At 65.6% G+C, this 16,070-nt stretch carries 19 protein-coding genes; 4 read left to right on the top strand and 15 right to left on the bottom strand.

The genetic code is table 11. The annotated features are described in order from the left end of the window. Positions 1-16: 16 nt before the first annotated feature. Positions 17-928, bottom strand: coding sequence for a hypothetical protein (locus tag M1248_RS16160; RefSeq protein WP_317149046.1), 912 nt, complete (start codon positions 926-928; stop codon positions 17-19). Positions 929-1,120: 192 nt separating this feature from the next. Between M1248_RS16160 and M1248_RS16155 the strand changes: the two genes are divergently transcribed. Continuing rightward, positions 1,121-2,245: an NDMA-dependent alcohol dehydrogenase gene (locus tag M1248_RS16155; RefSeq protein ID WP_317149045.1), complete on the top strand. Its 1,125-nt coding sequence runs from the start codon at positions 1,121-1,123 to the stop codon at positions 2,243-2,245. On the opposite strand, the gene M1248_RS16150 is transcribed toward M1248_RS16155, so the two are convergent. After that, the gene (locus M1248_RS16150; protein WP_317149044.1) at positions 2,220-2,684 is read right to left on the bottom strand and encodes a MarR family winged helix-turn-helix transcriptional regulator; all 465 of its coding nucleotides are present in this window, start codon (positions 2,682-2,684) and stop codon (positions 2,220-2,222) included. The genes M1248_RS16155 and M1248_RS16150 overlap by 26 nt on opposite strands. A gap of 68 nt (positions 2,685-2,752) precedes the next feature. Between M1248_RS16150 and M1248_RS16145 the strand changes: the two genes are divergently transcribed. After that, positions 2,753-3,514 (top strand): pirin family protein, encoded by a 762-nt coding sequence (locus M1248_RS16145; RefSeq protein ID WP_317149043.1) that lies wholly within the window; start codon positions 2,753-2,755, stop codon positions 3,512-3,514. Continuing rightward, on the top strand, positions 3,492-4,799 hold the full coding sequence (locus tag M1248_RS16140; RefSeq protein ID WP_317149042.1) for a gluconolaconase: 1,308 nt from the start codon (positions 3,492-3,494) through the stop codon (positions 4,797-4,799). The genes M1248_RS16145 and M1248_RS16140 overlap by 23 nt, the downstream gene beginning before the upstream one ends. On the opposite strand, the gene M1248_RS16135 is transcribed toward M1248_RS16140, so the two are convergent. Continuing rightward, positions 4,796-5,083 (bottom strand): GlsB/YeaQ/YmgE family stress response membrane protein, encoded by a 288-nt coding sequence (locus M1248_RS16135; RefSeq protein ID WP_317149041.1) that lies wholly within the window; start codon positions 5,081-5,083, stop codon positions 4,796-4,798. The genes M1248_RS16140 and M1248_RS16135 overlap by 4 nt on opposite strands. Before the next feature lie 10 nt (positions 5,084-5,093). Then, complete coding sequence (locus M1248_RS16130; RefSeq protein WP_317149040.1) at positions 5,094-5,546, bottom strand: SRPBCC family protein; 453 nt, start codon at positions 5,544-5,546, stop codon at positions 5,094-5,096. 224 nt (positions 5,547-5,770) lie between these two features. Between M1248_RS16130 and M1248_RS16125 the strand changes: the two genes are divergently transcribed. Then, positions 5,771-6,799: a phosphodiester glycosidase family protein gene (locus M1248_RS16125; RefSeq protein WP_317149105.1), complete on the top strand. Its 1,029-nt coding sequence runs from the start codon at positions 5,771-5,773 to the stop codon at positions 6,797-6,799. A gap of 281 nt (positions 6,800-7,080) precedes the next feature. Here M1248_RS16125 and M1248_RS16120 read toward each other — a convergent pair whose 3' ends face one another. The 11 genes from M1248_RS16120 to M1248_RS16070 form a co-directional block, all read right to left on the bottom strand. Next, complete coding sequence (locus M1248_RS16120) at positions 7,081-8,172, bottom strand: IS110 family transposase (RefSeq protein ID WP_317149039.1); 1,092 nt, start codon at positions 8,170-8,172, stop codon at positions 7,081-7,083. A 123-nt stretch (positions 8,173-8,295) separates the two neighbouring features. Beyond that, positions 8,296-9,069, bottom strand: coding sequence for a fructosamine kinase family protein (locus tag M1248_RS16115; protein WP_317149104.1), 774 nt, complete (start codon positions 9,067-9,069; stop codon positions 8,296-8,298). Position 9,070: 1 nt separating this feature from the next. Then, entirely contained in the window at positions 9,071-9,901 is an 831-nt protein-coding gene (locus tag M1248_RS16110) for an SDR family NAD(P)-dependent oxidoreductase (RefSeq protein WP_317149038.1), read from the bottom strand. Between the two features lie 39 nt (positions 9,902-9,940). Further along, positions 9,941-10,210: a hypothetical protein gene (locus M1248_RS16105; protein ID WP_317149103.1), complete on the bottom strand. Its 270-nt coding sequence runs from the start codon at positions 10,208-10,210 to the stop codon at positions 9,941-9,943. Between the two features lie 86 nt (positions 10,211-10,296). Beyond that, on the bottom strand, positions 10,297-10,881 hold the full coding sequence (locus tag M1248_RS16100) for a dienelactone hydrolase family protein (RefSeq protein ID WP_317149037.1): 585 nt from the start codon (positions 10,879-10,881) through the stop codon (positions 10,297-10,299). Next, positions 10,874-11,566, bottom strand: a complete 693-nt coding sequence (locus tag M1248_RS16095) for a YoaK family protein (protein ID WP_317149036.1) — start codon at positions 11,564-11,566, stop codon at positions 10,874-10,876. Before M1248_RS16095 ends, M1248_RS16100 begins: the two co-directional genes overlap by 8 nt. A gap of 19 nt (positions 11,567-11,585) precedes the next feature. Beyond that, the gene (locus tag M1248_RS16090; RefSeq protein ID WP_317149035.1) at positions 11,586-12,440 is read right to left on the bottom strand and encodes a mammalian cell entry protein; all 855 of its coding nucleotides are present in this window, start codon (positions 12,438-12,440) and stop codon (positions 11,586-11,588) included. Beyond that, complete coding sequence (locus M1248_RS16085) at positions 12,407-12,958, bottom strand: mammalian cell entry protein (RefSeq protein ID WP_317149034.1); 552 nt, start codon at positions 12,956-12,958, stop codon at positions 12,407-12,409. Before M1248_RS16085 ends, M1248_RS16090 begins: the two co-directional genes overlap by 34 nt. Further along, the gene (locus M1248_RS16080) at positions 12,955-13,926 is read right to left on the bottom strand and encodes an RDD family protein (protein WP_317149033.1); all 972 of its coding nucleotides are present in this window, start codon (positions 13,924-13,926) and stop codon (positions 12,955-12,957) included. Before M1248_RS16080 ends, M1248_RS16085 begins: the two co-directional genes overlap by 4 nt. Beyond that, a complete protein-coding gene (locus M1248_RS16075) occupies positions 13,923-14,534 on the bottom strand; it encodes a hypothetical protein (RefSeq protein ID WP_317149032.1) in 612 nt (203 codons plus the stop codon). Before M1248_RS16075 ends, M1248_RS16080 begins: the two co-directional genes overlap by 4 nt. Further along, complete coding sequence (locus M1248_RS16070; RefSeq protein WP_317149031.1) at positions 14,504-16,069, bottom strand: MCE family protein; 1,566 nt, start codon at positions 16,067-16,069, stop codon at positions 14,504-14,506. The genes M1248_RS16075 and M1248_RS16070 overlap by 31 nt, the downstream gene beginning before the upstream one ends. Between the last annotated feature and the right edge of the window lies 1 nt (position 16,070).

The raw sequence follows: 16,070 nt of genomic DNA, 5'->3' as shown, positions 1-16,070 counted from the left end.
GGGCTCGAGATCAGACTTATGGCACAAGATCCACCGGCATCTGTGCGTCAAGTCTGATCTCGTCGACAAAAGGCCAGCCCGCAGTCCCCATGGCTTTCTGCACTCGAGCGAGGAAGACGCCACGGCGATAGCGGAGGATGTCGCGGCTGAGTCGGACGATGGTCCAGCCCTCCGCCTCGAGATCGGCGATCCGCTCGATGGTTCGAGCGTGGGCTTCCGAGGTCGCCCAGTGTTGGGGACCGTCGTACTCAACACCCACCTTCCATTCCGGCCAGCCCAGGTCGATACGACCGACAAGGTCTCCGAACTCGTTGTAGACGAGGATCTGGGTCGTAGGTCGCGGGAATCCAGCGGCGATCAGCAGCAGTCGCGTCCGTGTTTCCTGCGGTGACTCCGCACCGGCGTCCATCAGTTCCACGGCGCGGCGTAGTTGCACGATGCCCCGTGCACCCGCATGGCGTTCGATGACTTCTACAACATCGGGACACTTCAGCCGAGTTGCGTTCGCCAGAGCGTCGAGCCTCATGATGGCACGCTCAAGTGTGTCTCTGCGTGCGAGATCGAATGCCGTCCTGGCGGGAGTGGTAGTTGGGATGCCGCCGACTATGCACACTTCCTCCGCATTGAGTTGGTCGCGATGAATGTTGATTCCGTCGACGGCGTCACCTAGGCGGAACAGATCAGCCGGTTCCTCGGGGCCAATCCATTTCGAACCGAGCATCGCCGCGGCGGAAAGCCCACCCAGTGTGGCGTCACGGCGTGCCCACAACCACGCTGCCTTCGCGCGGACGACGGGTGTGATCGGCTGCGCCTCCGGCAGGTAGACGTCGCGATACACCCGCGCGAATTGGCGCTGCAGCGCCCGCCTGGTGACCCGTCCGCCGGCGATCGCCTCGCTGCCCAGAAACGGCCCGTCGATTCCGTCCATGGGCGAAAGATCTCAACCCGCTCCGACAGATCAGCGCGAGATCCGAGTTGTTATCCACAGATACGCGGATGTTCGTACCGGAACCTTATTTCGCGCATAACTGGCCGCTCGACGATAGGGGGTAGCGCGCGAAGGTGCAGCTCAAGGCGATGATTGGCGGCTTTTCTGGAACGTGTTCTATCCTCATGGGTCATGAAGACCAAGGGCGCTCTGCTGTGGGAGCTCAACACGCCGTTCCGCGTCGATGAGATCGAGATCGGCGATCCCGTGGACGATGAGGTGCAGATCCGCGTCCACGCCGCGGGTATGTGCCACTCCGACTATCACCTGACCACCGGCGCCACCCCGATCGCCCTGCCCGCGCTCGGCGGCCACGAGGGCGCCGGCGTCGTCACCGAGGTCGGCCGCAACGTCACAGGCATCGAGGAGGGCGACCACGTCATCCTCGCGTTCATCCCGGCCTGCGGCGAGTGTCCGCCGTGCCTGAAGGGCTATCGATCGCTGTGCGATCGCGGCGCGGTGCTACTCGGCGGCAAGGCGATCGCCGACGGCACCTCGCGCGTGCACGCCGGCACCACCGAGGTCTCGCCGATGAACCTGCTCGGCACCTTCGCCCCGTACATGACGGTCCACAAGGATTCCGTCGTCAAAATCGACAAGGACATCCCGTTCGAAACCGCCGCGATCATGGGTTGCGCGGTGCCGACGGGCTTCGGGTCGGCCACCAACGTCGCCGACGTACAGCCCGGCGAGACCGTCGCCATCATCGGCGTCGGCGGCATCGGCATGAGCGCACTTCAGGGTGCGGTGATCTCGGGCGCCCGCAACGTCATCGCCATCGATCCGAACGAGTGGAAGCGCGACCAGGCGATCAAGTTCGGCGCAACGCACGTCTACCCGTCGATGGCCGAGGCGATCGCGCCCATGATCGACGTGACACACGGCTTGATGGCCGACAAGACGATCATCGCGGTCGGCGACATGAAGGGCGAGTACATCGAAGAGGCGATGATCCTCACCGCCAAGACCGGCACCTGCGTGCTGACCGGCATGGGTTCGATGATGGACGCCGACGTCAAGCTCAACATGTTCCTGTTCACCATGTTGCAGAAGACGTTGAAGGGCAACATCTTCGGCGGTGGCAGCTCGCACGTCGATACTCCTAAGCTCACCGGGCTGTACAAGTCGGGCCTGCTCAACATCGACGACATGATCACCAGGACCTACCGTCTTGAGGACATCAACCAGGGCTATCAGGACATGCTCGACGGCAACAACATCCGCGGCGTCATCACGTTCGACGAGGCGGACTGGTAGTCAGCCGCTCGGAGACGGCCTTGGCCACCGCGCCGAAGGCCCGCAGCTGCGCGTCCGGCATTCCGTCGAACATCGCGGTGCGCACCAACTCGACATGCCCCGGCGCGGCCACCTCGAGCGCAGCACGGCCGGCGTCGGTGAGGTCGACGGTCGCACCACGGCGGTCGTCCTCACTGCCCTGACGCGCGACCAGACCCCGACCACGCATCCGGCGTAATTGGTGCGACAACCGGCTCTGCTCCCACGCCAACGCATCGCCGAGTTCGTTGATCCGCAGTGGCCCGCGCTCGGACAGGGCGACCAGCACGTCGTAGTCCGAGAGCGACAGCTCGCAGTCCTGCTGGAGCTGGCGGTGCATCGCCGTCTGCAGCCGGCTCGCCATCGCCAGGTAGTCGCGCCAGATCTCCTGTTGCTCGTCGGTCAGCCACATGGAATACATGACACATCATCCATGTTGTCGTGTCCAGTGGCCGCACCTAGGCTGGGCCCGGAGCGAGAGGATCGCTGATGACCACCCCGACCATAGACGTCCGTCGCGCCGACGACCGCGCGAAAACCAAGATCGCATGGCTGGACTCCAAACACTCGTTCTCGTTCGGCAGCCACTACGCACCAGAGAACACCCACCACGGCCTGCTGCTCGTCAACAACGACGACATCGTCAAGCCGGGGACCGGCTTTGATACCCACCCGCACCGCGATATGGAGATCGTGACCTGGGTGCTGCAGGGATCGCTCGTACATCAGGACTCGACGGGGCACTCCGGCGTGATCTATCCCGGCCTGGCGCAACGCATGTCGGCCGGACGCGGCATCCTGCATTCGGAGAAGAACGACTCCTGGACACTGACCGGTGAGCAATCCCATGCTGACCCTGTGCATTTCGTGCAGATGTGGGTGGTTCCCGACGAGTCGGGCATCGAGCCCGGATACCAGCAGCTCGAGATCGACGACGAGCTGTTGCGTGGCGGCCTGGTGACCATCGCCTCGGGCATGCCCGAGCACAGCGACCAGGCCGCCATCACCATCCGCAACAAGTATGCGGCGCTGCACGGCGCGCGGCTGCAGGCCGGCGAGAGCGTCGAACTGCCCTCGGCGCCGTACCTGCACCTGTTCGTACCCCGCGGTGACGTCACCCTCGAGGGGGCGGGGCCGTTGCACGAGGGCGACGCCGTGCGATTCACCGCTTCGGGCGGCCAGCGCGTCACCGCCACCGAACCCGCTGAAATACTGGTCTGGGAGATGCATGCGGGTTTGGCTGCGGCGTAACAGAATTGGAATCGCCATCGTCGGCGCTGCTCTCATTTCAGCGTGCTCGACGGCACCGGCCCCATCACCGGGGACATCGAACTCCGTGCCCACAGAGACGGCGCCGTCGACCGAAACCGCCGCAAGCCTGACTTCAGTGACCGTGCAGGTCGGCGACGAGCTGGCGCAGACCCCGTTCGACGAGCCTCGGCAGGCACTGGTGCCACCGGGATGGACGATGTCGGTGTGGGCCCGCATGCCCAAGCCGCGACTGATGGCATGGACGCCCGACGGTGCTCTACTCGTATCCGTCCCCAGCACAGGCGAAGTCGTACGCCTGCAACCCACCGATGGGTCGCCAACGCGGTCCGTGCTACTCGATGGACTCGACCAGCCTCACGGGTTGACCTTCGCCGGAAACTCCTTGTACGTCGCGGAAAGCGACCAGGTCGACGTCTACGACTATGCCGACGGCATGGCGATCAATCGGCGGACCGTCGCCGGGGGCCTGCCCGACGCGAACAGCCCGGACCTTCGCGGTGCCTATTCGCACGCACTCAAAAGCGTCGTCATCGGCCCCGACGGCGCCGTGTACTTCTCCATCGGGTCGACGGGCAACGTCTCAGCGGAGGATCGCGACGCGGATCCGCCGCGCGCCACCATCATGCGCGTTCCCGCCGCCGGCGGACCGGCAGAACCCTTCGCGACGGGCGTCCGCAACGGCACCGGCCTGGCGATCGCGCCGGACGGGTCGTTGTGGACCGCGGTCAACAACCGCGACAACGTCGCCGATCCACGCACCGGCGAGATCGATCCAGAGTACGTCGACGAACATCCACCCGAATCGGTGGCCCGGCTGACGCCGGGACGCGAATTGGGTTGGCCCTACTGCAATCCCGATGGCGGTCCGGCCAATCTGCCGTTGATTCGTGACGTGCAGACCAACGCCGACGGCGATCGCATGGACTGCGCGTCCCTGCCGCCGATTGAACAGAGCCTCGGGGCTCACGCCGCCCCACTCGGCATGAGCTTCACCACCGACGTACTACCCGCGCCCTACACCAGCGGGGCGCTCGTCGGCGTCCACGGATCGTGGAACCGGGAGCCGCCCCGTGCGCCCGAGGTGTCGTTTTTTCCGTGGCGCAACGGGGTCTTGGGCGATCAGCAGACGCTCGTCGGTGGGTTTCAGTCCGCGGACGGTTCGCGGTGGGGCCGTCCAGTGGCCGCGGTGACCGGACCGGACGGCGCGGTCTACATCACCGACGATTACGCCGACGCCGTCTACCGCCTGGCCCCTCCGCGCTAACGGACCGTGGTGTTTTTGGCGCCCCGCTTTCCAGTGACGCCCACGTAGATCGCGATCAACACGATCGCGACGATGACGCCGACGAGGAACGGAATGACTTCCCAGCCGCCGTTCGAATTCTGGTAGCCGAACTGGTAGGTCAGCCAGGAGCCGATGAAGGATCCGAGAGCGCCCAGCACGATCGTCATGATCACACCGATGCTCTGCTTGCCGGGCATGATGAGACGCGCCAGTGCCCCGACGATCAGGCCGACGACGAGCGCGCTAAGGATGGTGCCGATCATTTTTTCTCCTCTATTTGTAGACGGTCTCTATTTGTAGACGGTTGAGTACCGACGTCAACTGCTTCTCGGTGTCACTGGCCAGTTTCTCGAAGTACAACTTCAGCAGCGGGTTCAAAAGTGCTATCGGGCCGCGTATTTCGAGGTCGTTGCGGTAGGTGATCACAGAACCTGTGTTGGCCGCGTCGACGTAGATGTTCTCGGTGGATGTCGACGACTTGTTTCTGCCGACGAACACCAGGTTGCTGTCGCTCATTTTTTCGAGGGTGTAGGTCAGTTCAGCGGTGATGCCTGCGATCTTCGATACGTTGTGCCATGACGCGCCTTCACCGATTGGTCCGCTGTCGTTGCGCGTGCATTGCTGCGTGCCCGGATCCCACTCGACGGCGTGTGCAAAATCCTTGAGGTACTCGATGACCTGGTGCGGCGACGACCTGACCGAGAACGTTCGCGAGACAGTGGGCATGCGGTGCGATTACCCGGTTCTTCGGGGAACTAACGCGCGCCAGTCGATGACAGGTAGCTGACAGTGCCGTGCCGGGGCGAAGCCCTATTGTGATGCAGTTGTTACGAAAGTTGACAGTGTTGCTACCGGGGTTAATGTGGTTTTGTCGCTATGTCTTCCGGAGGCCCCTTTTGTCGATCTCAGTCACGATTCTTCGGCGCTTCGCGGTCTGCGCCGCGGCGCTGATGTTGTGTGCTGGGCTGTCGACGACGGCCGGGGCCCCGAACGCGAGCGCAGCCAGCGGCCGCGATCTGCTTGCCGGGGCCATCGCCAACACCCGCGGGTCCTACCTCGTCTACAACTTCGGCAGCGGCCATCCCGCACCGATGCTCAACGCCGGCGGCAATTGGTACGAGTTGAGCAACGGCGGCCACTTGATGATCATCAAGTCGGCGTCGCAACGGCTCGCCCCGCGGCTGCTCGTCGACTCGCACAGCGGTTATCAGGGCCGCTGCGAACGTGATCCACGCGCGCGCACCGGCGAGGGCCTCTGGCAGGCATCCGAGATCTTCTCACCGCTGCAGGCATGGCAGGCGCTGGGCCAGCCCACCATCGCGATCAACGCCAACTTCTTCGACGTCCGCGGACAACAGGGCGGCTCATGGAAGTCGACGGGCTGCAGCTCTCCACTGGGCGCCTACGTCGACAACACCCGCGGGCAGGGTCGCGCGAACGCGGCCGTGACCGGCACCCTCCCGTATGCGGGTAAGCAAGGTCTCTCGGGCGGCAACGAGAACTGGAAAGCGTTGTCCACCATGATCCTTCCCGTCGCAGGCGCCCCCTACGTGGTGCCGCCGAAAAGTCCCGACGATTACGACGCCGCGACGCCGGCGATTCAGGACCTGCTCGACAAGAATGTTCGCTTCGTCGCGGTCGCGGGCATCGGGTTGTTGGCGCCCGGTGACATGGGCCAGCTCAACGACGGCGGTCCGAGCGCGGCCCGCACCGCGCTCGCATATTCCAGGACCAAGGACGAGATGTACGTCTTCCAGGGCGGCAGCTACACACCCGACCAGATGCAGGATCTGTTCCGTGGCCTCGGCAGCGACACGGCCGTGCTGCTCGACGGTGGTGGCTCGTCGGCGATCGTGTTGCGTCGCGACACCGGCGGCATGTGGTCGGGAGCCGGTGTCCCGGACGGCAATTGCGATACCCGGCAGGTACTGTGCGATTCGCGGGAACGGGCGCTGCCGAGCTGGTTGGCGTTCAACTGATATGTAGAGAACGTTGTCAAGAGGGCAAGGTGAGGCGCCGCCGGGGAGTTGTCCGACGGCGCCTCGTTGCTTCCTCAGTGAATCAGTGGTGAGCGTGTCTTTGGGCGACGCGCGGTCAGACTGATATGCGCGGGTTGGCTACCGCAGGACGGGTTTTCGGCTGGATCGCATCCGCGTGTCTAGCGTCGAGCGTCGACCCATGGGTCTGCTCATAGTTGAATCGCGGGTCGATCCACGCGCTGCCACCACCAGACTCGGAGAGGAAACAGATCAGGTGGCGATCAGTCGTCCATGACCGCCAGCGACCAGCACCAGCCTGCCAGTTCGCGTGCGATGGCCACATTGGCCACTGTCGATCGTTTACGACGTTCGAGGAAGCCCACCCACCTGCCGTGCAAGCGGCGATTGCCCAGGTCTCCGCGAGCGCGGGCAGCCGGCGAAGCCTGGTCCCACCGCGACCGCATCGCCACACCCACGTGATACCGGGGCCGGTGATGCCAGGCTGCCTCGACCAGCAACCGGCGCACATGAGTGTTGCCGGTCTTGGTGATCGGGCCCTGCGCTCGCGAGCAACCCGACGAGGACTCCGATGGCGTTAACCCGACGAACGAACCAATCGTGTTGCCAGTAAACCGATGCCAGTCGCCGATCTCCACCGCCAACGCGAATCCGGTCAACGTGCTGATCCCTCGAAGACACGACACCCGGCGCACGATCGGGGTGAACTCACTATCGGCGGCCATCTCCTCGATCGCCGTGTCCAGGCGCGCGCGCCGGGCCTGCATCGTCAACACCTGGTCATAGTCGGCGTCAAAGGCCATCCGCGTCGCCGGCGCACTCAACCGCGGTGCCGCCTGGGAACTCAGCCACCGATCGTGCGCACCGGTCCACGCCCTGCCCCCGTAGTAGACGATGCCGTGGCGCAGCAGCAGCTTGGAGAGCCGATGACGCGCTCGCATCAAATCGCCGCGGCAGTCCTCCCGAGCGCGCACCAGATCGCGGGCTGCCTCCTGCTCCACACTCGGAATCGACACCGACGTGACCTCGTCCAGACGCAGCAAGCGAGCCAAATGCAGCGCATCTCGGGCATCGGTCTTCACCCGATCACCGGAGGGTCGCTGCAGTTTCGACGGCGCGACGACCTCGCATCGGATGCGCGCCTCGGTCAAGGCCCGGTACAACCCGAAACCCGTCGGTCCGGCTTCATAGGCCACCGCTACCGGACCCGGCAGCTCCGATAACCACGATCGAATGTGCTCATACGACGGGGTCAACCGGGTCTGACGCGCCTGACCGGTGACGCCGTCAATTGCCGCCGCCGCGACTGAACGTGCGTGCACGTCCAGCCCAACACTCGTACGCTCTGTAAACACCGGGGCCTCCCACCACTGTCGGATAGACCGAGCAGGCGGCTACCTACTCGGTAACCCACGAACATGGGTGAGTGGGGCCCCGGCCCGCAACCCCCAACGAACGCCAAGGGTCACCTATACCGTCTAGCACCGGGCATTCAGCGCGCTGCGCGCCGCCTGCCCGGTCTGCTCGGCATAGCTGCCGCCGAACAGCACGACGTGGGCCAGCAGCGGATACAACTGGTGCAGGCCGACCCGGTCGCGCCAACCCTCGGACAACCTCCGCTGTGACTCGTAGCCGTCGATGACCGCCTCGAAGTGCGGACAACCGAACAGCGCGAGCATCGCGAGATCGGTCTCGCGGTGACCGCCGTGGGCCGCGGGGTCGATCAGGACGACGCCGTCCGGCGTCCACATCACGTTGCCGCTCCACAGATCACCGTGCAGACGGGCCTGCGGATCGTGGTCGTCGAATCGCCCGTTCTCACAGTGCGCGATCACCGCATCGATGTCCCGCCGGATCGACGCGCTGAGCCGGTCCGCCGCGCGCTCCGACATGGGTATCAACCGTTCACGGGCGTAGAAGGTCCCCCACGAGTCGTGTGCGGTCAGCGACATCGGCAGAGGATGGTGCAGCGGTCCGAAGAAACCCGGCTCCGGCCAACCGGGGGGCCCGACGCCGAACGCATCGGCGCCCGCGTCGTGCGTGCACGCCAATCGCCTACCGAACTCGCGGGCGGTGTCACGGTCGGGCGCTACGGTGTCGAGCCGTCCCAAGGTGAGCGCCCCATCGTCATAGTCGACGACCTCGGCGCACGGCACCCCGCCGTCGGCGGACGAAAGCCATTGCAGCCCCGCAGCTTCGCACGCGAAGAAGCCCGTCGGCGCGCCGGGATTGCGCTTGACGAAGGTCCGCATCTCAGGGTTGGCCGGAAACCTTCCGCAGCGCGATGTCACGCATCTTCGTCGGCATCACGCTCATCAAGGCCACCTGCGCCTTGGGCACCAGTCCGACGATGTAGCGGGCGCGTGGCCGCTTCGCGGTGAGCGCTTCTTCGACGACTGCGGACACCTTTTCCGTCGGCACCGCGATCTTCTGCGACACCGGGATCATCTTCTTGAAGCCCGCGATGTGCTTGGCGTAGAGACCGCGGTGCTCCGGGGTCAGGCCGGCCTCCAGGTCTTCCACCATCGCGTCGGCGGTACGCCACATGTCGGTGTCGGTCTGCGCCGGCTCGACGACGATGACGCGGATCTTCCAGGGATTCAGCTCCATTCGCAGCGCATCGGCCGCCGCCTCCAGCGCGAATTTGCTCGCCGCGTAGGCGCCGATCAGCGGCATGGACAATCGGCCGTTGACGCTCGAGATGAACACGCCACGTCCGCGGGATTTCCGAAGCCGAGGCAGGACCGCCTGGGTGACAGCCAGCGCCCCGATGACGTTGATCTCCAGCTGCTTTCGCCACTCGTCGGGGCTCAGGGTCTCCATCGCTCCGCCGACGGCGATGCCGGCGTTGTTGACGACGGCATCCAGCTGTTCGGGCAGCGATTGGTCGAGCGCGGCAATGTCATCGGCGGAGGTGACATCGAGGATCACCGACGAAACCCGCTGCGGGTCGAGCTTGGTTACCGCATCGGCGTCCCGCTGGCTGCGGACACCAGCGATGACGTCCCAGCCGCGGGCGGCCAGATGCTCGACGATCCCCTTGCCGATCCCCCGGGAAGCGCCGGTGACGAGTGCTGTTGGCATACGCCGAGACTAGTCACTCCCGGAGCTGATGCCACCGACTCAACAAAGCTCCCACTCGGCGGCGCTGACGATCTCGAGCGCCGTGTTGGTACCGACCGCCAGGTCGTTCATCACCATCGCGGTCTTATCGGGTGAAAGCACGCCGGCGCGTTCGGCGGCGCACACCCTTTCGCCCTCGGCCAGCAACTGCTGCGGGGTCAGGAATTCGTAACTGTCCTGCAGCTTCGCCAAGTACTCCCCCTCGTCCGCAGTCGCCGTGGGCGCCGACAGTACGGCCGCACCAACCAATCCACCCAACACACCGATCATTCGAATCACGAGCCCCCACCTCCGCAAACCGGAGTTTCCACCGGTCAATGCGGTTAAACACCCACTTGCGCGAGTACTTGCAAACGTTAGGAAATTTGTTGTTCGACAAACTGCGCCGTCAACCGATGCCACCGACTCCAGTCGCTGAGTAGGTAATGCCCGGCGTTGGGGATGCCGACCCATTCGGCGTCGACACCGCGATCCCTGGCCCGCAGGGTCTGCTCCCGCGACGCGCGCGGATCGGTCCGCGTATCGCCGGTGCCGTGGACGACCAGGAGCCGACAACCGACGGGCACGAGGTCGGCATCGTCTCGCGGCCACCATGGGGCCAGTGCCACCACGCCGCCGATGTCGGAGCCGGCGCTCAGGTGGGCGGCGACCCGTCCGCCCATCGAATGGCCGACGAGAACGACCCGGCGCCGGTCGACATCGGCGAGCATGCGGTCGAGCTCCGCCTGGGCATCGGGTACGGGATCTCGCCGGGCGCCATTCCACCCCCGCAGGCGGTACTGCACACGGTGCAACCGGACACCGCTGCCGAGCCTGTGCCGAAGTGCCAGCGCCAACCAGTCCATCCTCAGGTTGGCGAGCTGCCGTGCGCGCGACGTTTCATCGCTCTGCGGCTTGCCCCCGGGAAGGAGGAGCACGCCGCCGAGCGCTCTGCTACTCATGGCCGCACGGGTGGCGGCGGGGCCCGAACCAGAAGATGGCCGCACTGGTCGCCACCAGAGCGGCCGCCAGGGTGATCACGGGTGCAACCGCGAATCGAGTCAACGTCGCACCCAGCGTCGCACCGGCGACAATGGTGAATACCACGCCGTAGCGCAGCTTTTCGCGGTCACCGGTGCCGCCCGCCAGCCGGCTGTCGAAGCCGAGACCGGAGATCGTCGTCGTCAGCACCGTGGTGGACAGCTCTTGAATACCGAACTGCCGCGCGGTGGAGTTCTGGATGCCGAACGCGATGGCCAACCCCGCGATCAGGAACAGCTTCGTGTGGTCGCGGTAGTCCAGAACCCCGGTTCCCGCGAGGATCGACAGCGTCACGAGCATCACGACTTCCAGTGAGAGCGTGATGCCGAGCCAACGGTGCACTTCGCGGTCGAGGTGGCGGGCCAACCGGCCGCCGAACACCGCGCCGGCCACGAAGCAGACGAGCGCGACCAACGCGGCGGTCACGTCAACGACCGTGCGCGGGGCCAACCAGAGACCGAGGAAGATGACGTTGCCCGTCATGTTCGCCACGAACACATGGCCGAGTTCCAGCACACTGACCGCGTCGACGAGGCCCGTTGCGAAGGTCAACAACAGCAGCGCGACGTGGGTGAGCCGGTCGGACACCGGTGATTCGACGGCCACGGTCTGCGGATGGCCCGTCCTACAACTGCGGTGTGAGGTCAAACGATGTCACGGTGGACATCTTGGTGATCAACCACTTCGCGTGATCGCGCTCCATTGTCAGCCGATAGGACAGATACCGCAGCGAGGGAATGTTTTTCGTCACCGGGCTGGTCGCCACCGAGTTGGTGTACACGATCGCGGTGGCTTCATCGGCGGACAGCGATTCCACGGCGGCGCCCATCACCTGGGTGGTGTTGGTGACCTGGGCCTGCTTGTTGGGTGCGACGATCGCGTCGATGTACTTGCGGTATTCGTCGGCGAAGTCGCCACCGAGGAAGACCTCGGCGCGGTCCGGAAGCGCTTCCATGTTGTCGGGCGTATAGGTCCACAGCGTGGAGATCGCGCTGGCCGCGGTGCGGGCGACGTCGAGCTTCGTGTCGACGGTCGCGCGTTCGGCCAGATAGGGCTGGACCGTGGCACCCGCGAAGGCGCCGGCCGCAACGAAGAGCGCTGCTGCGGCGGTGGCCGCGATGAGCAGTCGCTTCCCGGCGGGACGGTGCGGCACCAGAATCCGGTCGTCGTCGGATTCGCCGGCCGGTTCGGTGTCATCCTCCGACTCAGGCAGCTCGGTATCCTCCACGGGTTCCGGTGTCTGCACACCTTCGGAATCGTCTTCCCCCGCTTCCGCTTTGGGAGTGCGCCGCTTCTTGCCCACGGGGGTGCGCGGCGCCTCGGCGGGCTCGTCCGCATCGACGGGCTCGACGGGCTCGGTAACGGTCTGGAGCTCAGGCGTTTTCGGGCGGCGCCGTAGCGAGAACCGGCTGCGGCGTGGTTCGGCCGGTGCATCCGCTTCGGTGGTCAGATCACCTGGATCAGCTGGCTGATCTTCCACTGTTGTCCTTCCTTGATGGCGGTCGCGACCCAACGGTTTCCGCTTTCGATCGTCGACTTTCCGTCCGGCGACTTGGACGTGATCTTCGTCGCGACCAGCACGTCGGCGCTTCCGTTGTCGTTCCACCGCTGTACGCCCGCGGCGACCACGGAACCCGTGGTCGGTTCGGCCTGTGCGACCTGGATCAGGATCTCGTTTTGCTTCTCCTTGAACATGCTCGCGAACTCGCCGGTGCCCTGCGCCAGAATCCGGTCGGTATAGGCGTTGGCGTTGAACGGGTCCAACGTGGTGTAGGACGTCATGAACGCCTGTACGTAGTCCAGAACCTGGGCGTTGTCGGCGGTGTTGCGGACGTCGGCCCGGTGGCTGACGAGCATCAGGGTGCCAGCCGTGAGCGCCGCGGCGATCAATACCGATGCCAGGGCGGCGATGAGCGGCAGGCCCCATCGCCGCGGTGGGTCCGGTTTCACCTCGAAGAAGTCGGGCTCGTCGGCCTCGATTCTGCGCCGCGGGCTCATTGGCCCGGCGCATTCATCTGCGGCTTCTTCAGCACGACGAGATTGGCGACCTTCCACTGGCCGTCAGCTGCCTTCTCGAACTCCACCCGCAGCGTCGCGGTGATGAACTTCAAGTCCTTCGGATCGGTGCCGCGCTGCCCCTGCAGCGCGATCAACATCGAGGCCTGCTCGGCCGTCGCCGACAGCACGGCGCTGCTGACCGCGAAGTACTCGTTCGACGTAGCACCCGACTGCAGCACGAGCTGCTGTTGCGCGATCAACTGGTCGCGATAGCTGTCCGTCGTCAGCGACTGCGCATGCGAGAAGTCCTGTTGCAGTGACTCGCTGTTGTAGCTGAGCATCTGTTCGACGATCCGGGGACCCTGCTCGGCGATCTGCTGCCGGGCGACGTCGACCGCCCGTTCCGGTCGGTACACCACGAGGTAACCCAAGCCGACGGCCACCGCGCACAGCACCGTCGCCACGATCAGCGCGACTGCCGCGGGTCTGCGCGTATCACGTTGTGGCCGTTCGGCATTGTGCACCTCGGTGCGCAGCAACAGGTCGGCGAACGTGCGGCGCCTGCCGTCCCACAGCGGCCACAACCAGCCGACGAACAGCGCCGCGGTGTCCAGCACGTGCACCAGATCCCGGCCGACCAGGCGCAGCACGCCGGGAGCGGCACCGTCTTGGGTGCGAACCGCGATGCCGAAGACCGCTCGGCCCAGGCTCCAGCCGGTGATCGTCGGTAGCAGCAGCCGGTTGACCGCCATCGCGACGATCACACCCGCCGCCGTCGCGACGTACACCCACCACAACCAGCCGAGCCACGGTGCGCTCCACGCCGACACCGCCATGGTCGCGATCACCGCAACCCCGAGGAGGACGTCGATGGCGATCGCACCCGCCCGTGCCGGCCAGGACGCCAGCGACGGTCCGGCCTCCACCTCGGTCTGCGACGAGTCCACAGTGTCCAGTACAGCTGTCACGAGGTGACCTGGTCCAGCTGTGCGATCTTGTAGGTGCCGTCGGCCGGCGCCATCTGCAGCCGCAGCCGGTAGCCCTGCTCCTGGTCGGCGGCCTCGGAGTTGGTCACCTTCACCCGCACCGCGACCAGGACCTCAAAGGATCCGTCGTCGTTGTGCCGTTCCACCGCGGCGCGCATGTCGGACACCTGCACGGTCACATTGGCGGCCTGGTAGGCGTCGACCAGGACCCCGCTGTAAAGGCTGGCCTGCGCACCGAAATCACCCGTCGAACATTCGATGATCTTCGACTGTGCCGCGCTCATCGCCGTCACATCGGGCGCGTGCGTGGCGGCCACACAATCGCGGGCTGCCTGCAGGGCAGCGGCTTCCTCGCGCGCAGCCTGCTCGCTCTGCTGGTTCGCCTTCAGCAAGAGAAAGCCCGCCACCGCGCCGGCCCCGGCGAGCACCAACAGTCCGGCGCAGATCGCGGCAACCCAGCCGCGGCCAAGCCGCGCGGGGCAGCGATCGTCGGCGGATTCTTCGTTATCGGGTTCTACTGCTAACGACTCGTCGAGCGCCTCATCAGCATCGGTGGGGTTCAGCTGGCTGGTGCCAGCATCTCCTTCCATCCGTCGTCTCCTGGGTTGCTCGAATTTGTGACGTTGTACCTGACGCCGTCCGGTCCCACGACCTGGCCGCTGGACGGGCTGTAGACGGCCGTGGAGCCCGGGGGCCCTGGTGCCGGAGTGTAGATGCACGGGTTGGGCTGCTGTCCACTGCAGGTGACGCTGCCCTGGCCAGGGGGGCTGAGCGGGTCACTGATCGGCGCCGTCGACTGCGGCGGAGGCAGTACGTCGGCAGACGCCGGATTCACACCGTTGTTGACGGTCGGGGCCGGGATGACACCGCGTCCCGGGTTGACGCCCTGATCACAACGGGCACCCGGCGCCGGGCAGGACAGAATCTGGTTCGGATCGCCGTACCACGGGTTGGTGCCCAGCGGCACGTACGGTTCGGGACTGCGGCATTCCATCGGTGTGGCCGCGCGCTTGCCCGGCACGTCCACGCACGGGTAGTTGCGTGCGCCACGAACGACGTTGCCCTGGTAGTCCTTCGGGATCTTGCAGTAGGTGCCCTTGGGCAACGGCGCCATGCTCGTGTCCGCCGGCGAACGCCACTCCGACGCCGGCAGGAATCCCGTGAGACACGGCGGCGGTTGGTTGATCGCCAGTACGAGCGGCAGCTGACCGAGGTCTTCGAACAGCGTTCCGGCCTGGGCGACCGACGCGCCCTGCGGCAAAATCACCAGCGTCTGCTCCAGACCCTTGTTGTAGCGCTTGAGCATGTCGATGACGATCGACAGGTTCGCCAGCGTCTGCGGCAGTGAATCCCGCACGTCGCTGAACACCATGTTCACCTGATCGAGCGTCGGCGCGGCGTCCTGGATGCCACTACGCAGCGCGGCATCCTGCTCCGCGGTCTGCGAAGCGATGACGTTCAAGTTTTGCGACCACGCCTCGATGTTGTCGCCGGACTGAACCTGGCTGTCCAGGATCGGCGCCGAGTTGGCGATGATGTCGTTGACCTCAGGCAGGTTGTCCTTGAAGCCCTGCGCCAGGTTGGTGGTCGAGTCGACCAGCCTTTGCAGCGCCGGCCCCAAACCGCCTACGGCGTTCGACGTTTCGGTGAGCAGTGCGTCGATCTTCTCCTTGGGCAGTACCGCGAGACCCTCGTTGGCCGCGTCCAGCGCGGGACCGACCTCGCTCGGCACGGTGCTATCGGTGATGGTCGACCCCGGGCTGAGGTACTGGCCGGGATTGCCCGTCGACACCAGGTCCAGGTACTGCTCGCCGATCGCCGACACCGAGTGCACGTTGGCCGACGCATCCGCGGGGATCTTGTACCGGTCGTCGATGCTCATCGTCGCGCGTGCGCCGTTCTCGGTGGGCACGACACTGGTGACCTTGCCGATCTGGGTGCCGCGGTAGGTCACGTTGGCCGTGGCGTACAGACCACCAGAGCGGGGCAGCTGCGCGTGAAGTTCGTACTGCCCGATGCCGACCAGGCTTGGTATCCGCAGGTAGTACCACCCCAACACCGTGATGGCGATGACCGTCAGGATGGTGAACAGCACCAACTGAAATTTGATGAATCTGGTCAGCACT

Source organism: Mycobacterium sp. 29Ha (assembly GCF_032883055.1).
In the GTDB taxonomy this organism is placed as follows: domain Bacteria; phylum Actinomycetota; class Actinomycetes; order Mycobacteriales; family Mycobacteriaceae; genus Mycobacterium; species Mycobacterium gallinarum.
This window is presented reverse-complemented; position numbering and strand designations above follow the sequence as displayed.